The organism is Vibrio sp. MMH1-50, from assembly GCF_022347645.1.
Taxonomy (GTDB): domain Bacteria; phylum Pseudomonadota; class Gammaproteobacteria; order Enterobacterales; family Vibrionaceae; genus Vibrio; species Vibrio harveyi.
In genome coordinates, this window is sequence record NZ_JAKRGG010000003.1 from 185581 (window position 1) to 212568 (window position 26988).

Annotated in this window: 18 protein-coding genes; 10 read left to right on the forward strand and 8 right to left on the reverse strand. The window is 45.6% G+C overall.

The window, feature by feature from the left end:
* Window positions 1-717 precede the first annotated feature (717 nt).
* The 10 genes from MHO32_RS04170 (at window position 718) to MHO32_RS04215 (ending at window position 15280) form a co-directional block, all read left to right on the forward strand.
* Window positions 718-2400, forward strand: a complete 1683-nt coding sequence (locus MHO32_RS04170; RefSeq protein ID WP_005446317.1) for an ABC transporter substrate-binding protein — start codon at window positions 718-720, stop codon at window positions 2398-2400.
* Window positions 2401-2570: 170 nt separating this feature from the next.
* Window positions 2571-3557, forward strand: a complete 987-nt coding sequence (locus tag MHO32_RS04175) for an ABC transporter permease (protein WP_005446316.1) — start codon at window positions 2571-2573, stop codon at window positions 3555-3557.
* Between the two features lie 2 nt (window positions 3558-3559).
* The gene (locus tag MHO32_RS04180) at window positions 3560-4585 is read left to right on the forward strand and encodes an ABC transporter permease (RefSeq protein WP_009698735.1); all 1026 of its coding nucleotides are present in this window, start codon (window positions 3560-3562) and stop codon (window positions 4583-4585) included.
* 2 nt (window positions 4586-4587) lie between these two features.
* Window positions 4588-5571 carry an ABC transporter ATP-binding protein gene (locus MHO32_RS04185; protein ID WP_005446313.1) on the forward strand — a complete coding sequence of 328 codons (984 nt, stop codon included), beginning with the start codon at window positions 4588-4590 and terminating at the stop codon, window positions 5569-5571.
* Between the two features lie 48 nt (window positions 5572-5619).
* Window positions 5620-6615, forward strand: a complete 996-nt coding sequence (locus MHO32_RS04190; RefSeq protein WP_005446311.1) for an ABC transporter ATP-binding protein — start codon at window positions 5620-5622, stop codon at window positions 6613-6615.
* 71 nt (window positions 6616-6686) lie between these two features.
* The gene (locus MHO32_RS04195) at window positions 6687-8426 is read left to right on the forward strand and encodes a glycoside hydrolase family 9 protein (protein ID WP_061065371.1); all 1740 of its coding nucleotides are present in this window, start codon (window positions 6687-6689) and stop codon (window positions 8424-8426) included.
* A gap of 2 nt (window positions 8427-8428) precedes the next feature.
* A complete protein-coding gene (locus tag MHO32_RS04200) occupies window positions 8429-9319 on the forward strand; it encodes an N-acetylglucosamine kinase (protein ID WP_009698737.1) in 891 nt (296 codons plus the stop codon).
* Between the two features lie 8 nt (window positions 9320-9327).
* Window positions 9328-11247, forward strand: coding sequence for a beta-N-acetylhexosaminidase (locus MHO32_RS04205; protein ID WP_239210711.1), 1920 nt, complete (start codon window positions 9328-9330; stop codon window positions 11245-11247).
* A gap of 86 nt (window positions 11248-11333) precedes the next feature.
* Window positions 11334-13742, forward strand: coding sequence for a GH36-type glycosyl hydrolase domain-containing protein (locus tag MHO32_RS04210; protein WP_009703764.1), 2409 nt, complete (start codon window positions 11334-11336; stop codon window positions 13740-13742).
* 125 nt (window positions 13743-13867) lie between these two features.
* Window positions 13868-15280: a phosphoglucomutase/phosphomannomutase family protein gene (locus MHO32_RS04215; RefSeq protein ID WP_009698740.1), complete on the forward strand. Its 1413-nt coding sequence runs from the start codon at window positions 13868-13870 to the stop codon at window positions 15278-15280.
* A 103-nt stretch (window positions 15281-15383) separates the two neighbouring features.
* Here MHO32_RS04215 and MHO32_RS04220 read toward each other — a convergent pair whose 3' ends face one another.
* From MHO32_RS04220 to MHO32_RS04255, 8 genes are all read right to left on the reverse strand, one after another.
* Complete coding sequence (locus tag MHO32_RS04220; protein WP_101904500.1) at window positions 15384-16415, reverse strand: ABC transporter ATP-binding protein; 1032 nt, start codon at window positions 16413-16415, stop codon at window positions 15384-15386.
* Window positions 16415-18040 (reverse strand): ABC transporter permease, encoded by a 1626-nt coding sequence (locus tag MHO32_RS04225; RefSeq protein ID WP_017189149.1) that lies wholly within the window; start codon window positions 18038-18040, stop codon window positions 16415-16417. Before MHO32_RS04225 ends, MHO32_RS04220 begins: the two co-directional genes overlap by 1 nt.
* 99 nt (window positions 18041-18139) lie before the next feature.
* Complete coding sequence (locus MHO32_RS04230; protein ID WP_005446300.1) at window positions 18140-19153, reverse strand: Fe(3+) ABC transporter substrate-binding protein; 1014 nt, start codon at window positions 19151-19153, stop codon at window positions 18140-18142.
* A gap of 152 nt (window positions 19154-19305) precedes the next feature.
* Window positions 19306-20535, reverse strand: a complete 1230-nt coding sequence (locus MHO32_RS04235) for an ammonium transporter (protein ID WP_005446299.1) — start codon at window positions 20533-20535, stop codon at window positions 19306-19308.
* 25 nt (window positions 20536-20560) lie between these two features.
* On the reverse strand, window positions 20561-20899 hold the full coding sequence (locus MHO32_RS04240; protein ID WP_005439398.1) for a P-II family nitrogen regulator: 339 nt from the start codon (window positions 20897-20899) through the stop codon (window positions 20561-20563).
* Window positions 20900-21087: 188 nt separating this feature from the next.
* Entirely contained in the window at window positions 21088-21456 is a 369-nt protein-coding gene (locus tag MHO32_RS04245; RefSeq protein ID WP_009698742.1) for a YacL family protein, read from the reverse strand.
* Window positions 21457-21737: 281 nt separating this feature from the next.
* Window positions 21738-24326, reverse strand: coding sequence for a bifunctional aconitate hydratase 2/2-methylisocitrate dehydratase (acnB, locus tag MHO32_RS04250; RefSeq protein WP_009698743.1), 2589 nt, complete (start codon window positions 24324-24326; stop codon window positions 21738-21740).
* Between the two features lie 270 nt (window positions 24327-24596).
* On the reverse strand, window positions 24597-26915 hold the full coding sequence (locus MHO32_RS04255) for a patatin-like phospholipase family protein (RefSeq protein WP_038897991.1): 2319 nt from the start codon (window positions 26913-26915) through the stop codon (window positions 24597-24599).
* Window positions 26916-26988 lie beyond the last annotated feature (73 nt).

Below are 26988 nucleotides of genomic sequence, written 5' to 3' on the forward strand. Positions count from 1 at the left end.
GCAATGGAGCTTACAGAGCAGCGATGGGACTGAGCAATTAACGTATAAGAAGCTGGAAGCAAGCTATCAAAACCAAAAGCAACGGCATTTGTAGAAACAATTCAAGTCGTGTTATTCCTTGCTCATTCCTTACCGTAAATTTTCTTAAAAAGTACCTTTAAAACACTTCCTTTCCTGAATAAAAAAAGCATAATCAGCAGCCCATTTTTGCTGTTAAAACGCACTTATTTTTCCTCAACAAGGGAAAATTGAGCAACATTTGATACAGATTGCGAAGTCAATCACAACAGAACGGCAGATTAAATTTCACCTAGTTAATTAACAAAAATTTCAGGTGTGAGCCAGATCCCCAATGCAATACAACCACAGAAAAGCCTCTACATGACTACATAATTAAGTAAGTGAACACTAACACACAATATTAAAGCGGATATAAACTGCGACGCATATCAACGTTTATTTTTTAGCCTTGGGTGACTTAAAAATGAGCAAAATGACGTTTATGACGGAGTTGGTATGGTTTTTAACGTTTTTAACGGGAATCGAGTTTGATTATTTTGTGGATAAGGTGTTTTCTTACTCCTGCCTAAGGCCTACAGGCCACTCTTAGAGCGACGCAAATTACAGTGAAGCGAAGAGGTGGGCCTTGGAGAGTGTTTATCAATTGATGACATTCAATTCCATTAGTGAAATGAAAGCAAATAGTAAGGAACAGCTATGCTTGCCAATATTAAAAAAACAGCACTAGCAACAGCAATTATTGCAACGGCTACTACAGGTTTCGCATCAGTAGCTACAGCCGCTGAGCGCAGTGAACTGACTATCCACCCTAAAGAGTTTACAACTTTTGTTCGTAACTTTAACCCTTTCTTGGGTGCAACAAACCTGCACACAACTACTGACTTTATCTACGAGCCACTAGTTGTTTTCAACGAAATGCACGGCAACACGCCAGTATTCCGTCTAGCAGAAAACTTCCAAATGTCTGACGACCTAATGAGCGTAACTTTCGACATTCGTAAAGGCGTGAAATGGTCTGACGGTCAAGCGTTTACCGCTGATGACGTTGTTTACTCTTTCAACCTAGTAAAAGAGAAGCCAGAACTAGACCAATCTGGTATCAACTCTTGGGTTACTGGCGTAGAGAAAGTTAACGATTACAAAGTTAAGTTCCGTCTAAGCGAAGCAAACTCAAACGTTCCTTACGAAATTGCTAAAGTACCAGTCGTACCTAAGCACGTATGGAGCAAAGTAAAAGATCCTTCAACGTTCACGAACGAGAACCCAGTAGGTACTGGTCCGTTTACAGAGATCGACACTTTCACTCCGCAACTATACATCCAGTGTGAAAACCCGAACTACTGGGATGCAGCTAACCTAGACGTTGACTGTTTGCGTGTTCCTCAAATCGCGAACAACGACCAGTTCCTAGGTAAGATTGTTAACGGCGAAATGGACTGGACTTCTTCATTCGTTCCAGACATCGACCGCACTTACGCAGCAGCAAGCCCTAAACACCACTACTGGTACCCGCCAGCAGGTACTCAAGCGTTCGTAGTTAACTTCAAGAACCCAGATGCAGCGAAGCACGAAGCACTAACTAACGTTGACTTCCGTCGCGCATTCTCTATGGCTCTTGATCGTCAAACTATCATTGATATCGCATTCTACGGCGGCGGTACAGTGAACGACTTCGCATCTGGTCTTGGCTACGCATTCGAAGCTTGGTCTGACGAGAAGACTCACGACAAGTACAAAGGTTACAACTCGTACAACGCTGAAGGTGCTAAGAAGCTTCTAGCGAAAGCTGGCTTTAAAGATGTAAACAAAGACGGTTTCGTTGACACGCCATCTGGTAAGTCTTTCGAGCTACTGATCCAATCTCCAAACGGTTGGACTGACTTCAACAACACTGTACAGCTTGCTGTTGAGCAACTTGCAGAAGTAGGCATCAAAGCACGTGCTCGTACGCCAGACTTCTCTGTGTACAACCAAGCAATGCTTGAAGGTACTTACGACGTTGCGTACACCAACTACTTCCACGGTGCAGACCCATATACTTACTGGAACAGTGCTTACAACTCAGCACTACAATCTGGTGACGGTATGCCTCGCTTCGCGATGCACTTCTACAAGAACGACAAGCTAGATGGTCTTCTAAACAGCTTCTACAAGACAGCTGACAAGCAAGAGCAGCTAGAAATCGCTCACGGTATTCAGCAAATCATCGCTCAAGACCAAGTTACTATCCCTGTGATGTCTGGTGCTTACATGTACCAATACAACACAACTCGCTTCACTGGTTGGTGGAACGAAGAAAATCCTAAGGGCCGTCCAAACATTTGGGCTGGTATCCCAGAGCGTCTACTTCACGTACTGGACCTAAAACCAGTTAAATAAGTAGAAGTTCATTTCTAGCGGCACACATCCCGTGTGCCGCCTATAAAAATCCCCTTGTGACCAAACCAACATATGGCGCTCGTCGTCAGGGGATTTTTCGCTCTAAATTTCGCTAGGAGCGACCTGAAACCAGAAACAGGGAAAAAATCTGGGTGAGTAAGGTGTGAGTTATGGGTTATTTTTTAAGACGTTTGTCGTTCTATCTTGTCGCGCTCTTGGTTGCAGCGACGTTAAACTTCATTATTCCGCGAGCAATGCCTGGTGACCCAGTTACCATGATGTTTGCTAACGCATCAGTACAGGTAACGCCAGAGCGAATCGCAGCAATGAAAGAGCTGCTAGGTTTCGTAGATGGTCCAATTTACATTCAGTACCTGTCATACATCAAAAACATTCTAAGCTGGGAGCTAGGTACTTCTATCCAGTTCTACCCGCTTTCAGTTAACTCTCTACTAGGTGGTGCATTCGGTTGGTCATTGTTCCTAGCAGGTACTGCAGTAGTGCTATCGTTCTCGATTGCTTCTGTACTAGGTATCTTCGCAGCTTGGAAACGTGGTAGCCGATACGACGCATTCGTAACACCGGGCACACTTATTGTTCAGGCGATTCCACAAATGGTAATCGCGATGCTAGCACTGTTCATCTTTGCCATCGGTCTTAAGTGGTTCCCATCAGGCTATGCATACACCCCGGGTACTGTGCCAGATTGGACAAGCTGGGAGTTCCTAAAAGACGTTGGTTACCACGCTATTCTTCCATTGTTCTGTGCGACGATTGTTCAGATCGGTGGCTTCCTAGTAAACATGCGTAACAACATGATCAACCTTCTTGCTGAAGACTACATCACGATGGCAAAAGGTAAGGGTCTGAGTGAAAACCGTGTGGTATTCAACTACGCAGCTCGTAACGCACTACTACCAAGTGTAACCGCACTTTCAATGTCTCTAGGTATGGCAATCGGTGGTCAGCTAATCATCGAAATGATCTTCAACTACCCAGGTCTAGGTACGGTTCTTCTTAACGCAATTCACGCACGTGACTACCAAGTACTTCAAGGTCAGCTAATCATCATGACGATGTTCATGCTTTGCTTCAACCTAATGGCTGACATGCTGTACATGATTCTAGACCCTCGCCTACGTAAGGGAGGCAAATAATCATGAAAGAACTATTTAAACTGATTTTAGGTAACACGTTCGCACGTGTTGGTTTGGCAATTATCTCGGTATTCATCTTTGTAGCAGTAGCTGCACCTTTGATTACTCAACATGCGCCAGATAAGCGCACTGGTAACCCACATGAATACCCTGGTTTTGTTGTAAAACAAGCACAAAATAACCCTGATGGCTGGGTTGCAAAAAACCTAGCAGATGATCGTCGCACGCTGCTGATGTCGAAAAAAGCAGACCACGTTCTAGGTACATCTCGTATGGGGCGTGATATCTGGTCTCAAGTTGCTTACGGCGCTCGAGTATCGCTGGGTGTTGGTTTCGGCGCGGGTATTATCGTGTGTTTCTTAGCAACAGTTATTGGTATCTCAGCGGGTTACTTTGGCGGTCGTGTCGATGACGTATTGAGTGCTGCAATGAACATTATGCTGGTAATTCCACAATTACCATTGCTCTTTGTACTCGCAGCCTTCATCGGAGAGGCTGGACCGCTCACCATTGCATTGATTATCGCCGGTACCTCCTGGGCTTGGGGTGCACGTGTTGTGCGAGCTCAAACCATGGCACTACGCGAGAAAGAATTCGTTAAAGCAGCAGAGGTTCTTGGTGAATCATCCATTCGCATCATCTTCGTTGAGATTTTGCCAAACCTTATCCCAATCGTAGGCGCAAGCTTCATCGGTTCGGTAATGCTAGCAATCAACACAGAAGCCGTCATCTCGTTCCTAGGTCTAGGCGATGCCAATACCATCAGTTGGGGCATCATGCTGTACAACGTACAAACTTCATCAGCAATGCTTATCGGAGCATGGTGGGAAGTGCTAGCTCCTTGTATTGCACTGACTCTATTGGTTACTGGTCTTGCTCTACTGAACTTTGCAGTAGATGAAATTGCTAACCCACAACTTCGTTCTCACAAAGGCATGAAGCGCTGGAAGAAAATGGCAGCACAAGACAAGAAAGAGCGTGAGCCAGAATTGGCACCACAAAATGCACTATGGAGCGGAGATAAATAATCATGACTGCACCACTAATTTCTATCCGTAACCTATGCGTAGACTACATTACAGACGCGGGCGATGTCCGCGCATGTAACAACGTTAGCTTCGACATTGCACCAGGCGAAGTATTCGGTCTGGCTGGTGAATCTGGCTGTGGTAAATCCACTGTTGCTTTCTCGCTAATGCGCCTTCATAAGCCGCCAGCGTTTATCACAGGTGGTGAGGTTATTTTCAATGGTGAAGATATCCTCAAATACAGCGATGAACGCATGCAAGCGTTCCGCTGGAGCGAAATGTCGATGGTATTCCAAAGTGCGATGAACGCTTTGAACCCAGTACTAACGATGGAAGAGCAGTTCTGTGACGTCATTATGCGCCACACCAACATGACTCGCGCTCAAGCAAAAGTACGTGCAGAAGGTCTATTGGAAATCGTTGATATCCACCCTAGCCGACTAAGCGATTACCCACACCAATTCTCTGGTGGTATGCGTCAGCGTCTGGTTATCGCTATCGCTTTGGCTCTGAATCCAAAAATGATCATCATGGATGAACCAACAACAGCGCTAGACGTTGTGGTTCAACGCGAAATCCTGCAAAAGATTTACGCACTTAAAGAAGAATTTGGCTTCTCGATTCTGTTCATCACCCATGACTTGTCATTGATGGTCGAGTTCTCTGACCGCATCGGCATCATGTACTCGGGCGAGTTGATTGAAGTCGCGCCTTCTAAGCAAATTTTGGAAAGTCCTTACCACCCTTACACCAAAGGTTTGGGTAGCTCTTTCCCTCCACTAACTGGTCCTAAGACCAAATTAACTGGTATTCCGGGCAACCCTCTGAACTTATTAGAAGTTCCACAAGGCTGCCGTTTCCAAGCTCGCTGTGACCGCGTCCATGAAGCTTGTACAAGAGTACCAACTCAGCTACGTCAAATAGAACCTGGTCGTCTCTCAAACTGCCACTTGTACGGCGACACCATTGCTCAAGCTAAGGTTTAACAACAAAAAATAACGCTAGCTAAGAAGAAAATTACACTGGAGAGAATTATGAGCAAACAATTCGGCGAACTGCTGATTGAAGGTAAAAATGTCGTTAAAGACTTCCCTTTAAACAGTAACTCAATCAAACAATCTAAGATGCGTGCAATCAACGACGTATCTTTCAAAATGTACAAAAGCCGCGGTTTGTCAGTAGTAGGTGAATCTGGTTCAGGTAAATCTACTACCGCAAAAATGATTGCGAAAATGTATGCACCAACGGATGGCATCATCGAATACAAAGGGCGTGACATCCAAGACATCACCTCTCGACACGATTTGATGACCTACCGTGAAGGCGTACAAATGGTATGGCAAGACCCGTTTGGCTCGCTAAACCCAACACACAACATCTTCCACCATATTGCTCGCCCACTGCTGATCCACAAAAAGATCGCTCCGGGCAACAAGAAAGAGTTGGAAGAGCGCGTGTATGATTTGTTGGAACAAGTTGGTCTGATTCCACCAAAAGAGACGGCACAAAAGTTCCCGCACCAGCTTTCTGGTGGTCAGCGTCAACGCGTGAACTTGGCTCGCAACATTGCGGTTGGTGCAGAAGTGGTATTGGCTGACGAACCAACATCAATGCTTGATGTATCGATCCGTGCTGGTGTTCTCAACCTAATGGAAGAAATGAAGTTTGAGAAGCAAATGTCTCTGCTTTATATCACTCACGATATCGCGACAGCACGTTACATTGCTGAAGATCTTGCAGTTATGTACGTGGGTCACATGGTTGAATGGGGAGACACTGAAGAAATCATCCACGATCCGCAACACCCATACACACAACTACTGGTTTCAGCGGTACCCGATCCATCGAAGTCAATTCACGAGAAGTTGAAAGGTAACAAAGGTGAAATCCCACTGTGGACACCAGAATCAGTCGGTTGCCCATTTGCAGGACGCTGCGTTCATGCCACAGAAAAATGTCGTGAGCGACTGCCAGGTGTGACTCAATTGTCCGATAACCATTTTGTTCGTTGTTACTTATTCGAAGATTAATCATAACGAGGGTCAGGTATCAATCTGACCCCTTTTTCCCTTTGTATTTTATTGTTTCCCGGAGAAATTGAATGCTGCTACTGACTAACCATATTGGTTACGAGCGTCTGGGTCCTAAGAAAGCGATCATCCAGACGAGTCAACCACGTCTGTCTTCTTATACTGCTTTATTGGTTTGTGCCGACAGCCACCAAACTGTTGCGACACTGACAGTAGAAAAGCAAGGCAAAGTGGCAAATTGGCATCAAGGTCATTTTTACCTTGTCGACTTTTCTTCATTTAACACTCCCGGTAACTACTACCTTCGCTTCGATCATTTGCGCTCATCTCACTTTGAGATTGGAGAGCATGTTCTTCTAGATCGTACGCTGTCTGATGTGATCCATTATTTTAAATCTCAACGCTGCGGCGGCATTTTCGATCAACAAGATCGCCAAGCACCGCTACTTAACTCTAGCGAAACCGCAGATGTTCACGGCGGTTGGTATGACGCATCAGGCGACGTCAGTAAATATCTAAGCCATTTGTCATACGCAAACTACCTAAATCCACAACAGACACCGATGGTAGTTTGGAACATGTTGAAAGGATTATCTCTGCTCGAAGGTAACGACAAACTGGCTAAGTTCACGGCCACTCGTCTTGTTGAAGAAGCGTTATTTGGCACAGACTTCCTTGTTCGTATGCAAAATGAAAAAGGCTTCTTCTACATGACCGTGTTCGACAAGTGGAGTAAAGATACAGCGCAACGCGAGATTTGCGCGTACGAAACTCAACTTGGTCATAAGTTCGATGACTATCAAGCAGGCTATCGACAAGGTGCAGGCATCAGCATTGCAGCATTAGCTTCAGCAGCACGCCTAGATGTTCATGGCGAATTCGACCAACAAAAATACCGTAATGCGGCAGAAAACGGTTACTGGCACCTAAAAGAACACAACACCCAATACTTGAACGATGGTGAAGAGAACATCATCGATGAATACTGTGCGCTTCTTGCAGCTGTAGAGCTATTTAAGACCACCAAAGAGATACGCTACCTAGAAGAAAGCCGCGTATGGGCAAAACGTCTTTCAACTCGCCAAACAAGTGATGAGAACATTCAACACTTTTGGAGTGCTAATCAAGATGGCAGTCGACCTTACTTCCATGCAGCAGAAGCAGGACTTCCTGTGATCGCACTATGTGAATACTTAACCATCGAAGACGACTCTGAGCGCGCATCGGTAGCAAAGCAAATCATCACTCAAGCGTGTGAATTTGAAGTCTCTATCACCAACAAAGTGAAGAACCCATTTGGTTATCCACGCCAATACGTAAAAGGCGTAGATGAAGCGAAACGGGATGCGTTCTTTGTCGCACACAACAACGAATCAGGTTACTGGTGGCAAGGTGAGAATGCTCGCCTAGGTTCACTGGCAACCATGGCTTATGGGGCACTCCCTTTCATTGAGTCAAAAGCGCTAAAACAGCAGCTTTCTAAACTCGCACAAGATTCTATTAACTGGATTGTGGGGCTGAACCCATACGACATGTGTATGTTGGATGGTCATGGTCGTAACAATCCGGACTATCTTCCTCAATACGGTTTCTTCAATGCAAAAGGTGGCGTGTGTAATGGCATTACCGGCGGTTTCGAAGATGAGGAAGGCATTGCATTTAATCCACCAGCGCAGAAAGACGACATGCTTCAGAACTGGCGCTGGGGTGAACAATGGATCCCACATGGTGCTTGGTTCCTACTCGCGGTGATGAGTCAGGCTCAGCACATCTCGACTTTAGCCAACTCTCAAGCCTTCAAGGAGCAATAAACATGGGGATGTATTTTGTAGGTATTGATGGAGGCGGCACGTCATGCCGCGCTCGAATCAAAGATGCACAAGGCAACTTCATTGGTGAAGCCAAAAGCGGCAGTGCAAACATCATGCTGGGCGCAGACATCGCGATGGCGTCGATTCTTGAATCTATTGCTTCAGCGGCAGCACAAGGCGGGCTAACTCAACAAGATTTCGCTTCTATGCACGTAGGTCTGGCTCTAGCAGGTGCGGAACATAAAACCTCTTGGCAAGCATTCATGGCTTTGGAACACCCATTTGCCAGTATGACACTCAATACCGATGCTTACGGAGCATGTATTGGTGCGCATAACGGTGAAGATGGCGCAATCATGATCGCAGGAACAGGTTCATGCGGCATTTTCCTCAAAGGTCTCGAGCAACATGTCGTTGGCGGTCGTGAGTTCCCAATCTCCGACCAAGGTGGCGGCGCAGTCATGGGGTTGCGTCTGATCCAACAAGTCTTGCTGGCAGAAGACGGCATTCGCGAAAAAACACCTCTAGCAGCACACGTAATGGCACATTTTGAAAATGATATCGACAACGTAGTGGCATGGTCTAAGCAGGCTCTACCTCGCGATTACGGTCAATTCTCTCCAGCAATTTTCCAACATGCTGAACAAGGTGATGCACTGGCGATTGAAATGCTAAAGCAAACCGCAGCCGATATAGAAATGTTCTTAGTCGCGCTGAATAAGCGTGGGGCTACTCGTATCTGCCTAATGGGCAGTATCGCAGAGCGAATCCTGAACTGGTTATCTCCACCAGTTCAACAGTGGGTGGTTGAACCTCAGTTTGATGCGATTGAAGGAGCCATTATGTTTGCTGGTAAGCCAGAACATAACCTTTACTCGGTGAGTGTTGAGTAGGAGTGAACATGGAATATCGTGTTGATTTAGTGGTCCTTTCTGAACAAAAACAAAACTGTCGCTTTGGACTCACCTTTCATAATTTGAGCGACCAAGACCTAAACAGCTGGGGCTTAACTTTTGCTTTCGATCGTTACATTCTTCCAGATAGCGTTTCAAATGGTCAACTTACTCAGATTGGTAGTTTTTGCACACTCAAACCAGAAGGTATAGTGCTGGCTGCCAACCACCACTATTACTGTGAATTCAGCATTGGCTCTAACCCATTCCGTTATTATTCGGATGGCTTTAATGAAGCGATGATCGACTTTGTTGTTGATGGTCAACCTCAACGTGCTCAGGTCGATGTTACCCCTATTGTTTTGGCTTCACCATATCGGGAACGCAGCGATATTCCAGCAAGCTTAACGCACGCTCAACCGTTATTGCCAAAACCAAACCATATTGAAGTCAGCGACCACTCGTTCACTTTTGACGAACAAGCTGGCGTTGCAATTTATACCGACTTAGCTAACTCAGCAAAAGCGTGGTTACTAGAAGAGCTCCAGCGTATTCACCAATTTACACTTTCTTCTTCTAACAGCGGCAAAATCATTTTCAAAAGCAACCCAACACTGGATGAGGGGGCATATAAGCTCAAAGTATCAGAAGAGTCGATCAAGATTGAAGCAGGCTCTTCATCTGGCTTTACCCATGCTTGTGCAACTTTATTGCAGCTACTAAAACGAGATGAAGCAACCAAAACCATGGAAGCAGTGTGCTGTTCGATTATAGATAGCCCACGCTTTCGTTATCGCGGCATGATGTTGGACTGTGCTCGCCATTTCCATTCCGTAGAGCAAGTAAAACGCCTGATCAACTTGTTGGCACATTACAAGTTCAACACGTTCCATTGGCATCTCACTGACGATGAAGGCTGGCGTGTCGAGATCAAATCACTGCCTCAGCTTACGGAAATTGGCGCATGGCGTGGTATCGATGAAACCATCGAGCCACAATACACCCATTTATCTCAACGCTACGGCGGCTTCTACACGCAAGAAGAAATCCGAGACGTTATCGCATTTGCAGAGCAACGTGGTATCACCATCATTCCTGAAATTGATGTACCTGGTCATTGCCGCGCCGCAATTAAGTCTCTGCCTCACCTCTTAATTGAAGCAGAAGACACCACTGAGTACCGCAGCATTCAGCATTACAACGATAATGTCATTAACCCAGCTCTTCTGGGCAGTTATGAGTTTATCGACAAAGTACTTGAAGAGATCGCTGCTCTATTCCCTGCTCCTTATGTTCACATTGGCGCGGACGAAGTGCCTAACGGCGTGTGGTCGAAAAGTCCTGCTTGCCAAGCCCTAATGGAGCAATTGGGTTACACCGATTACAAAGAGCTGCAAGGTCACTTCCTGCGTCATGCAGAAGACAAACTGCGCAAACTGGGTAAACGCATGCTGGGTTGGGAAGAAGCTCAACACGGCAACAAGGTCAGCAAAGATACCGTGATTTACTCATGGTTGAGCGAAGAAGCAGCATTGAACTGTGCTCGCCAAGGCTTTGATGTGGTGCTGCAACCTGCACAAACTACTTATTTGGATATGACCCAAGACTACGCACCAGAAGAGCCTGGAGTGGACTGGGCTAACCCGCTGCCATTAGAGAAAGCTTACAACTACGAGCCGTTAGCAGAAGTGCCTGCTGACGATCCAATCAGAAAACGCATTTGGGGCATTCAAACCGCTCTATGGTGCGAAATCATCAACAACCCATCGCGCATGGACTACATGATTTTCCCTCGCCTGACTGCCATGGCAGAAGCATGTTGGACTGAAAAACAACACCGCGATTGGACCGACTATTTATCACGGTTGAAAGGACACCTACCTCTGCTTGACTTGCAGGGGGTGAATTACCGTAAACCGTGGAAGTAATACCAAGCCAGATGCCAACGCATCACGCTTAAAGAGTTTTTAAATTTTTGGCTGCAGGCGCAGCTTAGTAAAAAGGAAATACACAAATGAAATACGGCTATTTCGATAACGAGAATCGCGAATACGTCATCACTCGCCCTGACGTACCAGCACCATGGACAAACTACCTAGGTACTGAGAAGTTCTGTACAGTTATCTCGCACAACGCGGGTGGCTACTCGTTCTACAACTCTCCAGAATACAACCGTGTTACTAAATTCCGTCCAAACGCGACATTCGATCGCCCGGGACACTACGTTTACCTGCGTGATGATGAGACAGGTGATTACTGGTCAATCTCTTGGCAACCTGTTGCGAAAAGCCTAGATGAAGCAAACTACGAAGTTCGTCACGGCTTGTCTTACTCTAAGTTCAAATGTGAATACAGCGGTATTACCGCGACGAAAACATTGTTCGTTCCAAAAGGTGAAGACGCTGAAATCTGGGATGTAGTGATTAAAAACACCTCCGACAAACCACGCACGATCAGCGCATTCTCATTTGTTGAGTTCTCATTCAGCCACATTCAATCTGATAACCAAAACCATCAGATGTCTCTTTACTCAGCAGGTACGGCTTACAACGAAGGCGTGATTGAGTACGACCTGTACTACAACACGAACGATTTCGAAGGTTTCTACTACCTAGCTTCAACATTTGACCCAGATTCATACGACGGTCAACGTGACAGCTTCCTTGGTCTATACCGTGACGAAGCAAATCCGTTAGCAGTGGAACAAGGTAAGTGTTTCAACACCGCACAAACTTGTTACAACCACTGTGGCTCTCTGCACAAGCAATTTACCATCCAACCAGGTGAGGAAGTTCGCTTTGCTTACATTCTAGGTATCGGTAAAGGCAACGGTGAGCGTCTGCGTGCTAAGTACCAAGATCTTGCAGAAGTTGACAACGCATTTGCTGGTATCAAAGCACACTGGGATGAGCGTTGTGGCAAGTTCCAAGTGAAATCACCAAACGAAGGTCTAGACACCATGATCAACGCTTGGACGCTATACCAAGCGGAAACTTGTGTCGTTTGGTCTCGCTTTGCTTCATTCATCGAAGTGGGTGGTCGTACTGGTCTGGGTTACCGCGATACAGCGCAAGATGCGATCTCAGTTCCTCATGCTAACCCTGCAATGACGCGTAAACGTATCGTTGACCTGCTACGCGGTCAGGTGAAAGCGGGTTATGGTCTACACCTATTTGATCCAGATTGGTTCGATCCAGAAAAAGCTGACGTTAAACCATCGAAATCACCGACAGTTGTTCCTACTCCGTCTGATGAAGACAAGATTCACGGTATCGAAGACACATGTTCGGATGACCATCTATGGTTAGTCCCAACCATCTGTAAGTACGTGATGGAAACGGGTGAACATAGCTTCTTCGACGAAGTGATCCCTTATGCTGACGGGGGTGATGCCACGGTTTATGACCACATGAAGGCAGCACTAGACTTCTCGGCTGAATACGTAGGTCAAACCGGTATCTGTAAAGGTCTGCGTGCAGACTGGAACGACTGTCTAAACCTCGGTGGTGGTGAATCTTCAATGGTGTCGTTCCTACACTTCTGGGCACTGCAAGAGTTCATCGACCTAGCGAAATACTTAGGTAAACAAGCTGACGTTGAAAAATACACGGAAATGGCAGCAAACGTTCGTGAAGCATGTGAAACACACCTTTGGGATGACGAAGGTGGTTGGTACATCCGTGGTCTAACGAAAAATGGTGACAAGATCGGTACAGCGCAACAAGCGGAAGGTCGAGTACACCTTGAGTCAAACACGCTTGCGGTACTTTCAGGTGCGGTATCTCAAGAGCGCGGTGAAAAAGCGATGGACGCAGTCGATGAGAACCTGTTCTCTGAATATGGCTTACACCTAAATTCACCATCATTCGCAACACCAAACGATGACATCGGCTTTGTGACTCGCGTTTATCAAGGCGTAAAAGAAAACGGGGCAATCTTCTCACATCCAAACCCATGGGCTTGGGTAGCTGAGGCTAAATTAGGTCGTGGTGACCGTGCAATGAAGTTCTACGATGCACTAAACCCATACAACCAGAACGACATCATCGAAAAACGTATTGCAGAACCTTACTCGTACGTACAGTTCATCATGGGTCGTGACCACCAAGACCACGGTCGTGCAAACCACCCATGGTTAACAGGTACATCTGGTTGGGCTTACTTCGCCGTAACCAACTTTATCCTCGGTGTGCGTACAGGCTTCGATGGCCTGACCATCGATCCTTGTATCCCAACGAACTGGCCAGGTTTCGAAGTGACTCGTCAATGGTTAGGTGCAACGTACAACATCAAAGTCGTTAACCCTGATTCAGTGAGCAAAGGTGTTAAGTCGATTACCGTAAACGGTGAAGCGGTAAGTGGTGCATCGGTGCCAGTTCAAGCGCAAGGTTCAGTAAACGAAGTTATCGTTACTCTAGGTTAATCATCTTTTAGGGGAGTCCTTCTCCCCTTTTGGTTTATCCGGTGCACTTGAGTTTGATAAGCGCATCGGTTCGCTAGCAAAGATTTAAGAAGCGGTGGGATGCCGCTCTTATCGAGGATCGAATTATGATCAAATTTGGTACAGGTGGTTGGCGTGCATTTATCGGTGAGGAGTTCACCAAAGATAATGTACGTTTGGTTGCTCAAGCAGTCGCAAACATTACGAATAACGAATCCGTGGCTGATCGTGGTTTTGTCATTGGTTATGACCGCCGCTTTCTTTCTGATAAAGCTGGTCGTTGGTTCGCTGAAGTACTAGCGGCAAACGGCATTGTGGTTAGCTTTATCGACAAGTTTGTTCCAACGCCTATTGTGATGTTCAAAGCGAAGGAAATGGGTTGTGCTTACTCTGCATGTATTACCGCATCACACAACCCTGCCGATTACAACGGCATCAAAGTCTTCATTGAAGGCGGTCGCGACGCTGATGAAATCATCACACAAAAAATCGAATCACAAATATCAACGCTAACGACACAAGATGTAAAAAGCGTCGACTTTGAACAAGCGGTTGAAGATAAGCTGATTCAAATCATCAACCCGATGAACGAGTTTGTTGACTCAATCATTGACTTTATCGACATCGAGGCGATCAAAAAGGCAAATCTACGCGTATTGATCGACCCTATGTTTGGTGTTGCAAAAAACGCACTTCAAACGGTACTGATTAATGGTCGCTGTGAAGTCGACGTGATCAACGATGGCAAGAACCCAGACTTTGGCGGATTGATGCCATCGCCAAGTGCAGCAACGCTTTATCGCTTGATGCACCTTGTTGAGCAGGAAGGCTATGACATTGGTATCGGTACCGATGGCGATGCAGACCGTCTTGGCATTATCGACGAGAAAGGTAACTTCATTCATCCAAATGAAGTGTTACTGCTGCTTTACTACTACTTGCTTGAATACAAAGGCTGGACAGGCTCAGTAGTGCGTAATATCGCAACTACACACTTACTCGACAAAGTCGCGGAAGACCACGGAGAAAAGTGCTTTGAGGTTCCTGTAGGCTTTAAACATATCAGTTCTCAAATGGAAGCTGACGATTCACTGATTGGCGGTGAAAGTTCTGGCGGTCTAACCATTCGCGGTCACATCAAAGGTAAGGATGGCGTATTCGCATCAAGCCTATTGGTGGAAATGATTTCAGTAACCGGTAAAAAACTGTCTGAGTTACTCGATGAAATCTACGGTAAGTACGGCTATGCGTATATGGCTGAAGGCGATTGCAAATTCAAACCTGCGCAAAAAGACGCGTTGTTCAACAAGATTTATATTGAGAAGCAGTTACCTGAGTTTGAGTTTGAGATCGAAAAAGTCAGCTACGAAGATGGTGCGAAAGTTTACTTCAAAAACGGTGGTTGGATTATCGCTCGTTTCTCTGGTACCGAACCGTTGCTACGTATTTTTGCAGAGATGCAAGATAAGGACACTGCGGAACGTGTTCTTCAACAGTTTAAAGACTTCTTGTCTTTATAACTGACACCTTGTGCCCGCTTCGAGCACATAACCTATAGGTGAAGAACACTTGCCCGGCTTTAGCGCCGGGCTTTTTTATGGTGCTGAATTTGGGCTTAACTGATTACGCAAAAGCCAACACGCCTTGTGTTTCCACTTTCACTGCTACGCTATCACCAACATTCAACGCTTGCGTTGACGTCGCTAATAAACGGTCGCCGTTAACATCAATCACATAACGGCAGTGATCACCCATAAAGTGTTGCTCAAGCACTTTGACCGCACTTTCTTCATCAGCGGCAATCTGTACATGCTGAGGACGAAGTAACAGCGCACAGTCTCCATTCATCTTAATGTCTTGCTGAGCGTTCGCTTCCACCACGCCAAGGTGTGTATCAAATTCGTTCTCAGAGATTCGCTTTGCAGCAAGGTAGCTACCACCACCTAGGAAGTCAGCAACAAACTTACTCGACGGTTGATAGTAAAGTTCAGAGGCAGTGCCGTACTGTTCAATCACACCATGGTTCATCACTGCCATCTTATCGGCAAAAGCAAAAGCTTCTTCACGACTGTGAGTTACAAAGATCGCAGTAACTCCCTGCTCCTTAAAAATCTTGCGAATTTCACGGATCAGCTCGTGACGCACCTGAGTATCGATGTTAGAAAATGGTTCATCAAGCAACAGAAGATCCGGCTTATAAGCCAGTGAACGAGCAATCGCAACACGCTGTTGCTGACCACCCGACAGCTGATGCGGGTAACGGTCACCAAAGCCTTTAAGATGAACTAAGCCCAACATTTCCTCTACTTTCAGCAGCTTTTGTTGCGCTGTTTCATTCTTTAAACCAAATGCAATGTTCTCGGCAACCGTCAGGTGCGGAAACAAGGCGTAATCTTGAAAGATCATGCCAATATTACGCTGCTCTGGTGGTAACCAATTTTTACCGTCATCAATAGTGAGGCAGTTCAGGCTCATTTGACCTGAACTTAGCGGAAGGAGACCTGCAATGGCTTTCAGAAGCGTTGTCTTACCACAACCACTTGCGCCTAATAGACAAACAATTTGCCCCTGTTCCACTTCTAAGGACAAAGACTCAAGAACAGTTTGTGACTCATACTGGCAAGTAAGATTTTGAATGGATAATGCACAGCTCATTAATGACTTTGCTCCAGTGAACGGTTAACAACAACAAGCGGGATTAACCCAACAAGAACCAGTAATACTGCGGGTAATGCAGCAAGTTCTAAATGCTCATCCGAGGCAAAGTTATACACGTACGTCGCCAAGGTTTCGAAGTTAAATGGGCGCAGCAATAACGCAGCATTGAGTTCTTTCATCGACTCAATGAACACCAACAGACCAGCAATTAAGGCACCACGCTTAACCAATGGAAAATGCACACGCCACAACATAGTGTTTGGTGTACAACCCATCGTACGCGAAGCCATATCCAACGATGGCGAAATCTTATTTAGGTTACTCTCAACGCTACCGATCGCGACAGCAGAGAAACGAACAACCATCGCGAAAATCAGAGCAAACATAGATCCTGAGAAGATCAGTCCCGGTCTACCCCACTCCATCGCTTTAGCAATATCGTTCACGCGATGATCCATAAACAGCACCGCTACCATCACACCTATGGCGAGCACAGTACCAGGTACCGCATATCCCATTGAAGATAGGCGCATAAAGGCTAAACTTGAACGTCCACCATTGACTCGCTGACTAAAGTTTACCGTTAAAGCAATCGCAACACCGATGATTGCAGCCACGACTGACACCACCAAACTATTCCATGCATATTCACGAAACTCAGGTGTCCAGCTTTGCGCAAAGTAAGTAATAGCGTAATCAATCAACTGTAGCAGAGGGAAAATAAATGCGATCGCAACCAAGCCCCAACACCAAACTAATGCGCCCCACTTTTGCCAACCTTGAAGTTCATAGCGAAAATCTTCATGACTATTAAACTGGCTTTGGAACAGCTTCTGCTTGCGGCGACTGTAGCGCTCAGCACTTAACAACAACACAACTATCACCAACATCATGGCTGAAATTTTCGCTGCGGCATTCAGGTTCGAATACCCAAGCCAAGTATCATAAACCGCAGTGGTAAGTGTGTTCACTGCAAAATAGCTGACGGTGCCGAAGTCACCAATGGTTTCCATCGCGACCAGAGACAAACCAACGGCGATAGAAGGTCTAACAAGCGGTAAAGAGATACGCCAAAAGCTCTCCCAAGGAGAACACTTCAGTAAGCGTGCACTTTGTAACAAAGAGACGTTCTGTTCCATAAATGCCGCTCGGCAGAGTAAGTAAACATATGGATAAAGAACCAGAGAAAGAACAAAGGTCGCACCACTCAAGGTACGAATATCAGGAAACCAGTACTCACCTGGTCCCCATCCGGTTATATCACGTAAGAAGATCTGGATCGGTCCGGCAAAATCAAACCAATCCGTAAAAATGTAACCAATGATATAACCCGGCATAGCAAGAGGCAGAACCAATGCCCATTGTAACCATTTCTCGGTTGGCAGTTTGCACATAGCCATAAACCAAGCGCTTGGGATACCGAGAATCAAAGAAAGAATCATCACACCAGAGGTCAGAGCAACGGTGTTATAGATGTAGGTTGGCATGACCGTCGACATCAAATGCGTAAACAAGTCATCCGTCTCGCCAATGGCGGTATAGAAGATCGCTAAGATCGGCAAAACCAGTAACAGGGTGATCACCCCACTACTGGTTTTCCATAGAGAATGTTTATTCTTCATTGCCTAAATACTGCAAGGCTTTATGAAATACAAATGCAGTTGCAAATACATCTCATATCCTTTAATCAAATGGGGGTATAGTTATACCCCCACATGGAATTAAAGGTCAAATTTCACTTCATCTAGTAGCTTAATTGCAGCTTCGTGGTGAGAAGCAATGTCATCTAGAGAGATAGTATCTGCTTTGAAGTCACCCCAAGATTCCACAAGTTCAGAACGCTTAACGCCTTCTTTTACTGGGTACTCGTAGTTTACTTCTGCATACATTTGCTGCGCTTTGTCACCCGTTAGGAATTCCATTAGCTTCACAGCGTTGTCTTTGTTTGGAGAGAACTTCGCCATTGCCATACCAGAGATATTTACGTGAGTACCTGTTGTCTCTTGGTTAGGGAAGTTGATGTATACCGCGTCAGCCCAAGCTTTTTGCTCTTTGTCGTTAACCATCTTACCTAGGTAGTAGCTGTTACCTAGAGAAACGTCACATAGACCTTCTTTGATTGCTTTAACTTGAGCGCGGTCGTTACCTTGAGGCTTACGAGCTAAGTTCGCTTTAACGCCTTCTAGCCACTCTTTTGTTTCAGCTTCACCGTGGTGCGCGATCATAGAAGACACTAGAGATACGTTGTAAGGGTGCTTACCGCTACGTGTACAGATTTTACCTTTGAATTCAGGCTTTGCTAGGTCTGCATAGTTGAAATCGTTACCTAGCTTACCAACACGGTCACGTGAAGAGTAAACGTTACGAGTACGTAGAGTGAGAGCAAACCACTCGTTTTCTTTATCTTGGTACTGTGCAGGTACGTTTTCTTCGATGATTTTGCTGTCTACCTTTTGAACCAGACCTTTGTTTGTCAGTTCAGCTAGACGGCTGATATCTGTAGTAAGGATTACATCAGCAGGGCTGTATTCGCCTTCCTGAGCCAACTTCTCTGCTAGACCTTTTTTCGCAAACTTAACGTTTACTTTGATACCAGTTTCTTTAGTGAACTCGTTGAACATAGGTTCAACTAGGAAAGGTTGACGGTAAGAGTAGACGTTCACTTCTTCAGCAGCCATTGCTGTTGGAGCTAGAGTTGCGCAAGTAATCGCTGAAAGAGTTAGCAGTTTTTTCATTGTTTAATCCTTTACCATGCTAATGATAACGTTTATCAGTTGCGTTATTATATGCATGTTCAATAAGAAAACAATTAATCCATAAAAAAAACCTACTCGTCAGAGCAGGTTTTTGATGATTTACTTTGTAACGAATTGTGTCGTTATGACTGTTATTTCACAGTCACGAATTCTGGGTAAGCGCCAACACCACAGTCGTGCATATCCATACCTTCCAACTCTTCGTCTTCCGACACTCGGATACCAATTGTTGCCTTCAGAATAGCCCATACCACAAGGCTTGCACCGAATACCCAAGCGAAGATAACAGCAGCACCTAGAAGCTGTGCACCAAATGTGGCATCACCATTACTTAGCGGCACAACCATAAGACCAAAGAAGCCACACACACCATGAACTGAGATAGCACCTACAGGATCATCAATCTTCACTTTATCCAGACCAATGATACTGAACACAACTAGCGCACCAGATACCGCACCGATAGCCACAGCATAAAGTGGTGATGGTGATAGAGGATCGGCAGTGATTGCTACAAGACCTGCCAAGGCACCGTTCAGAATCATCGTTAGGTCAGCTTTACCCCAAGTGGTTTTACACACTAGTAGAGCTGCAATTGCGCCTGCCGCTGCCGCTGCGTTAGTGTTCAAGAAAATTTGACCTACCGCTGTCGCGTTCTCAAAGTCAGAAACCATTAGTTGAGAACCGCCGTTGAAACCGAACCAACCAAACCAAAGGATGAATGTACCTAATGTCGCTAGAGGCATGTTTGAACCTGGAATTGGGTAGATTTCACCATTTTTGCCATATTTACCTTTACGAGCACCCAGTAGTAATACGCCAGCTAACGCTGCTGCTGCACCCGCCATGTGTACAATGCCTGAACCAGCAAAGTCACTAAAGCCAGCTTCTGATAAGAAACCACCGCCCCAAGTCCAGTAACCTTCCATAGGGTAGATAAATGCCGTCAATACCGCAGAGAAGATAAGGAAAGACCAAAGCTTCATGCGCTCAGCAACTGCACCAGATACGACTGACATCGCTGTAGCTACGAATACAACTTGGAAGAAGAAGTCCGACTCTAGAGAATGATCTGCCCCTTCACCTTGTGTGCCAATTAGCGCACCAAATGATGGTAGCCAGCCGCCTTCGCCATTATCAACATACATAATGTTGTAGCCGACCAATAAGAACATGGTACAGGCAATCGCATATAGACAGATATTTTTGGTTAGAATTTCGGTGGTGTTTTTAGAGCGAACTAAGCCCGCTTCCAGCATGGCAAAGCCTGCTGCCATCCACATTACCAACGCACCGGAAATGAGGAAGAAAAAGGTGTCGAGTGCGTAACGTAATTCCGTTACCGTTGTTGTTAATTCCATGATAGTTCTCCAATCCCTTGAATTCTTAAAGTGCTTCTGCGTCCATTTCACCAGTACGAATACGCACGGCTTGGTTTAGGTCGTAGACAAAAATCTTGCCGTCACCAATTTTTCCGGTTTGAGCCGCTTTAGTGATGGCTTCTACCACGCGTTCCACATTGTCTGCATGGGTCGCGATTTCTAGTTTTACTTTTGGTAGAAAGTCGACTTGGTATTCAGCACCACGATATAGTTCCGTGTGCCCTTTTTGGCGACCAAAACCTTTAACCTCTGATACTGTCATCCCTTCAATACCGACATCAGCCAATGCTTCGCGCACATCGTCTAATTTAAAAGGCTTTATAATGGCATTAATGATTTTCATTGAATCTTCTCCGCAGCTTTCATCCTGAAACACTTGTATTAATCCAAGCTGCGTGCCAACTTTTTATCTATTTGATTTATATGAACTTATTAAAAATAATAATCTTGTAAACAAAAAGGGCGCACCACATCGGTGCGCCCTTTTCACAAATATAAGGCAACCCTAATTAGACTACCCAAAATTGTGCATTAAATGTTCAAAAAGTCTTTCCACTGCTCTATCAAGGCACAAAAGTCCTCAATACCACAACTCGCAGTACTCTCAGCATCATAGAAATCGAACTCACTTTCCATCTCGACTTCATAGTCGTGACCCAGTACGTTTTCTTGAACCAGAACTTCATCGCCGACGATCATTAAACTTATCTCAGATCCAGTTAATCTATGCTCTTGAGATGGCGAAGAAAATGCCTGTTCAACCAAGCTTTCAACTTGCGCAATCTTAGCCGGATCTTTGCCAATTTCTTCTTGTAGCCAGCGACCTACAATCTCATGCCCCATACTGCATTTGACATAATATTCGCCCATCAATGTATTGCGGATGAATTCAAACTCCATCGAGATCGCCTTTTCGTATCAATTTGGTGCGGAGTATACAGGGATATATGGGATGGGAGAAGCGCGAGACGCGGAGCTCTCTCAATCGCTTGTTTAAAAGAGATTCCCGACAGCACTCCTTTGTCGTTTTCGGGAATGACATCGTTTTTACTCTTGGCTATTTAATCGTCATCCTCAAGAGCGAGGTACGAGCGAGCTGGGGATCTCTCGCAATGCGTTATCTAAAAAAACGCCCACCAAATGGTGGGCGCTTATCAAGTATTAGCAAAGCTCACTAAGAATTATGCAGGCTCTTGGAAAATCACTTCTGCCGCTTTCTTGGTGTACTGATCCATCTTGTGGAAGTTCAAGTAGCGGTATGTGTCTGCTGCTGTCGCATCAATTTGCTTCGCGTATTCTAAGTACTCTTCTTTGGTTGGAATCTTACCTAGAATTGCACCTACCGCTGCTAGCTCCGCAGACGCAAGGTAAACATTAGCACCCGTACCAAGACGGTTCGGGAAGTTACGCGTTGAAGTCGACATTACCGTCGCTTTATCTGCTACGCGTGCTTGGTTACCCATACATAGAGAACACCCTGGCGTTTCAATACGTACACCAGCACGACCATAGATACCGTAGTAACCTTCCTCTGTCAGTTGGTCACGGTCCATCTTGGTTGGCGGTGCCACCCATAGACGAGTATCTAATTGACCACCGTATTGCTCTAGCAATTTACCTGCTGCACGGAAGTGACCAATGTTAGTCATACAAGAACCGATAAACACTTCATCAATCTGTGTACCTTGAACTTCAGATAGAAGACGAGCGTCATCTGGATCGTTCGGTGCACATAGGATTGGCTCGTGAATATCTGCTAGGTCGATTTCAATGATGTGCGCATATTCTGCATCCGCATCTGCTTCCATCAACTCTGGGTTTGCTAACCACTCTTCCATCGCTGTGATACGACGCTCGATAGTACGACGATCGCCGTAACCTTCCGAGATCATCCACTTAAGCATAGTGATGTTTGAGTTTAGGTATTCCTCGATAGACTCTTGAGATAGCTTAACTGTACAACCTGCCGCAGAACGCTCTGCTGATGCATCAGACAGCTCGAATGCCTGCTCTACAGTTAGGTGCTCAACGCCTTCAATTTCTAGTACACGACCAGAGAATTCGTTGATCTTACCTGCTTTCTCAACCGTCAGTAGACCTTGTTGGATTGCGTAGTAAGGGATGGCATGTACCAAGTCACGCAGCGTGATACCTGGCTGCATTTCACCTTTAAAGCGTACCAAGATTGACTCTGGCATATCCAGTGGCATAACACCTGTCGCAGCTGCGAATGCAACGAGACCTGAACCTGCTGGGAATGAAATACCAAGAGGGAAACGAGTATGTGAGTCACCACCCGTACCAACGGTATCAGGTAGAAGCATACGGTTTAACCATGAGTGAATTACACCATCACCAGGACGAAGCGATACACCACCACGGTTCATAATGAAATCAGGTAGTGTATGGTGCGTATTTACATCGACTGGTTTTGGATAAGCAGACGTGTGACAAAATGACTGCATCACGAGATCAGCAGAGAAGCCTAGACACGCAAGGTCTTTTAGTTCGTCACGTGTCATTGGACCGGTAGTATCCTGAGAACCTACCGTTGTCATCTTCGGTTCACAGTATTGACCTGCACGTACACCTTCTACGCCACATGCTTTACCCACCATCTTCTGAGCCAAGGTGTAACCTTTATCAGAAGCTGACGGGTCAACAGGCTTAGCAAAAAGATCGGTTTCTTCTAGACCAAGTGATGCACGAGCACGGCTTGTTAAGCCACGACCAATAATCAGTGGAATACGACCACCAGCACGAACTTCATCAAGCAACACTTTGCTCAGTTCAAAGCTAGAGATCTCTTCACCGTTTTTACGCACAACACCTTCGTATGGGAAGATATCAATCACATCACCCATGTTCATGTTTTGCACGTCTAGTTCAATTGGTAGTGCACCAGAATCTTCCATCGTGTTGTAGAAAATTGGGGCGATCTTACCACCTAGACAGATACCACCCGTGCGCTTATTTGGTACAAATGGGATATCTTCACCCATAAACCAAAGCACTGAGTTAGTTGCTGATTTACGCGAAGAACCGGTACCAACAACATCACCTACGTATGCTAGTGGAATGCCGTCTTTTTGCAGTTCTTCAATTTGATTGATAGGACCAACGCTGCCTGGTTGATCCGGTACAATGCCATCACGTTCCATTTTCAGCATCGCTTTTGCGTGTACTGGAATATCTGGACGAGACCAAGCATCTGGAGCTGGAGACAAGTCATCGGTGTTGGTTTCACCGGTTACTTTAAATACTTTAACCGTAATCTGATCCGCGACTTTCTTCTTCGATGTGAACCATTCAGCATCAGCCCACGATTGTAGAACTTGTTTCGCGAATGCATTACCTGCTTTAGCCTTCTCTTCAACATCATAGAAAGCGTCAAACATCAGTAGAGTATGAGACAGCGCTTTTACAGCAATAGGCGCTAGTAGGTCATCTTCTAGGAATTCAACTAGAGGAGCGATGTTGTAACCGCCTTGCATTGTACCTAGTAGCTCAGCTGCCTTTTCACGGCTCACAAGTGGTGATTCCACTTCACCTTTTGCTACCGCCGTCAGGAAACCCGCTTTTACATAAGCAGCTTCATCTACACCTGGTGGGATACGGTTCTCTAGTAGGTCAAGAATAAAAGCTTCTTCACCTTGCGGGGGATTTTTCAGAAGTTCAACAAGTCCAGCAACTTGTTCAGCGTCTAGCGGTTTAGGAACAACTCCTTCGGCAGCACGCTCTTCGACGTGTTTACGGTAGGCTTCAAGCACGACTTTTTTCCTCTCATTGCGGTTCCTCCTTTTTAATTACTATTTTTCAAAGTAAAGGAGTGAACATCCTTGGAAACTTGGCTCTCCATTGCCCTTGTTTTCATTCAATTCTGATTGAGAAACAGCGCCGTAGAGGCCAAACTGTGGGCGAAAGGATAGCAAATTTAACGTTAAATTAAAATCTCATCATTTTGACCAACATAGCAACTTACGACTAAAGTCCTGTGAATTTCGGCTAAATATGCGGAGATTTTGCTGTCCTATTCCCGGTTATTTAAATGATGTTCCAACGATCAAGTACACAGCATCTAAATTCTGCTCTGTACGACCGTATGCCAACATAACGGGTCCTATTGGCGAATCAACACCAAAGAAAATTGATGCGGCATTGTACAGCGGTGCCTCATTCAGCTTGAGATCGTTATCCGACCAAACACCACCATGTTCAAGGGATGCACCAAGGTAAACTGGCGCTTCAAACAGCCCAAAATCGTTATCCATCCATTTATAACGATACACCAAACTGGTATAGAATAAGTTTTGTCCAATCAGACTGTTACGAGGGATACCAGACAGATTTAAGAAACCACCTAGCTCTCTAGGGTCCAAAGGTACAAAAGAGTTTTTACTCTCAACAAAGCTGTATTCCGCTTGACCGACTAAAGTATGACGACTGTGAGTCACCGCCCCCTTAAAACGAGCGGTAATTTCATAAACCGTATCTTCAATACTGTTTTTTGCGTTTTCACCTCGGAGACCTTCTGGAGTTTTGTCGTGAGAAACAAGGTAGTCCAAGTCAATCAGCATGCCACGAGTCGGAAATGCAAAATCATCCAGTGTATCTAAGCGATAGTTGGCAAATAACCCCAGTCGCTCGTAATCTAAATTGCCCGCAGACTGAATGGTGGAGGCTTCTATCGTCCCTTTGGTATAACGACCACCAACTCGGAACTCTTGCCACAAGGTTGGTTGCACACCCGCTGCTAGCTCAGTAATAAACTCGGTGTAAGAAAATGGTAGGTAATCGTAAACTGAGCCGATATCCGGATTTTCAAACTCGTCATCGAGAGGTAAGTTCCGGTTTTCAGTGTTGTAATTGAGTTTTCCAGAAACAAACAATTCCTGACTCGAAAGCACTGGAGAGTACAACTCCGCTTCAATCAGTTTATCAGTGCCCATATCAACATTTAGAGTCAGTTCCGCACCGTGAGAGTTCAGATTGGTGAAGTTTGCTGACACGCCGATTCCGTACTGGCTGTCAGTGTTAAAGTCATCTTCTAGGAAGAAGCGAAAATTGAGGTAGTTCGGTCCCCATGACTTTTCGTTTACCTCAAAGACCAATAAATTAACGTCATCGATCTCTTCGAAGTGGTAAGTGATCAATTCAAAGCGATCCAGCGCATAAAGGTTTTCGACCGCTTTTTCGATTTCGTCTGTTTTTAATGGTCGCCCAGTATCAAGCTCTAGACGGTTAGTCAGCAACACATCGCTATAGTGCGTATTGTTCACCAATACAATCTGATCAACCACGCGCTGATCACCATATTCCAGATTTTTACGCGCATCTTGCTTGTGCTCAATGTACTTTTGGTACTCGGCATTCGACACACTCAAGCCTTTCAATTTGGACTCAAGACTCTTGGTGATCTCATAACCAGCCTGAAACGCATCGGGCATTTTATTGAACTCAACCGTCTCCATTTGCCCTACATTAGGACGAATATAAACATCATCTCCGCTTAGTGTTTCGGCTTGCTCTTGGGTACTACGACGAACAAGATAGTTAGAAAGCTGATCAGCAACGGTAAACAAACCGGTAAAGTCTTCTTTGCTTTTGTAGTCAGTACTGATATCCACCGCAATAACGATGTCGGCCCCCATAGCACGAGCGACATCTACGGGCATGTTATTGACCACACCGCCATCCACCAGCATATGACCATTTAGTTCATAAGGAGGGAGTGCGCCTGGAACAGACATACTTGCCATCATTGCATCAACAAGATAGCCGTTATCAAGCACCACTTCTTCCAATTCAACAATGTCAGTGGCGACTGAGCGGTATGGGATAGCAAGGTCATCGAAAGAGTCAAAACGACCAAGGTTACCTGTCGTTTCACGCAAAATACGAAGCATATTCTGCCCTTGAACGACACCAGTCGGTGAACGAACTTCACCAAACCTTAAGCCTAGATCTGTCGTGATTTGATAACGGTCTTCATATTCTTTGTCGCGGACGCGACGTTGGCTGCGGTCAACACGGTCTCGATAGCCGCTGTTCCAATCCACACTGTAGATAAAGCTTTCAATTTCATCCGCGCTCATGCCAGTTGCATATAAACCACCGACATAAGCGCCCATGCTAGTGCCGGTAATGATATCAACCGGAATATGCATCTCTTCAAGCGCCTTCAAAACCCCGATATGGGCGGCACCTTTTGCACCACCACCAGCAAGCACGACGGCAATTTTAGGGCGAGGATGATCATCACTGATGTGTTTGGCAAAGGAAGGAGTGGCAATCAAAAAGGAGCAGACCCACAGTGCAATAAAACGCAACCATGAGCTTGAGATCGACTTTTTGAACATTCACTTCTTCCTTTATTGAATATTTAACACCTACTTGTACTAAGAATTGAACAACTGCACAAGTCAGTGATGG

Coding starts and splice junctions, on each gene's coding strand:
- MHO32_RS04175 (WP_005446316.1), top strand. CDS start 2,571: ATGGGTTATTTTTTAAGACGTTTGTCGTTCTATCTTGTCGCGCTCTTG.
- MHO32_RS04225 (WP_017189149.1), bottom strand. CDS start 18,040: ATGAAGAATAAACATTCTCTATGGAAAACCAGTAGTGGGGTGATCACC.
- MHO32_RS04185 (WP_005446313.1), top strand. CDS start 4,588: ATGACTGCACCACTAATTTCTATCCGTAACCTATGCGTAGACTACATT.
- MHO32_RS04200 (WP_009698737.1), top strand. CDS start 8,429: ATGGGGATGTATTTTGTAGGTATTGATGGAGGCGGCACGTCATGCCGC.
- MHO32_RS04190 (WP_005446311.1), top strand. CDS start 5,620: ATGAGCAAACAATTCGGCGAACTGCTGATTGAAGGTAAAAATGTCGTT.
- MHO32_RS04180 (WP_009698735.1), top strand. CDS start 3,560: ATGAAAGAACTATTTAAACTGATTTTAGGTAACACGTTCGCACGTGTT.
- MHO32_RS04240 (WP_005439398.1), bottom strand. CDS start 20,899: ATGAAAATCATTAATGCCATTATAAAGCCTTTTAAATTAGACGATGTG.
- MHO32_RS04235 (WP_005446299.1), bottom strand. CDS start 20,535: ATGGAATTAACAACAACGGTAACGGAATTACGTTACGCACTCGACACC.
- MHO32_RS04205 (WP_239210711.1), top strand. CDS start 9,328: ATGGAATATCGTGTTGATTTAGTGGTCCTTTCTGAACAAAAACAAAAC.
- MHO32_RS04230 (WP_005446300.1), bottom strand. CDS start 19,153: ATGAAAAAACTGCTAACTCTTTCAGCGATTACTTGCGCAACTCTAGCT.
- MHO32_RS04210 (WP_009703764.1), top strand. CDS start 11,334: ATGAAATACGGCTATTTCGATAACGAGAATCGCGAATACGTCATCACT.
- MHO32_RS04245 (WP_009698742.1), bottom strand. CDS start 21,456: ATGGAGTTTGAATTCATCCGCAATACATTGATGGGCGAATATTATGTC.
- MHO32_RS04220 (WP_101904500.1), bottom strand. CDS start 16,415: ATGAGCTGTGCATTATCCATTCAAAATCTTACTTGCCAGTATGAGTCA.
- MHO32_RS04195 (WP_061065371.1), top strand. CDS start 6,687: ATGCTGCTACTGACTAACCATATTGGTTACGAGCGTCTGGGTCCTAAG.
- MHO32_RS04215 (WP_009698740.1), top strand. CDS start 13,868: ATGATCAAATTTGGTACAGGTGGTTGGCGTGCATTTATCGGTGAGGAG.
- MHO32_RS04255 (WP_038897991.1), bottom strand. CDS start 26,915: ATGTTCAAAAAGTCGATCTCAAGCTCATGGTTGCGTTTTATTGCACTG.
- MHO32_RS04170 (WP_005446317.1), top strand. CDS start 718: ATGCTTGCCAATATTAAAAAAACAGCACTAGCAACAGCAATTATTGCA.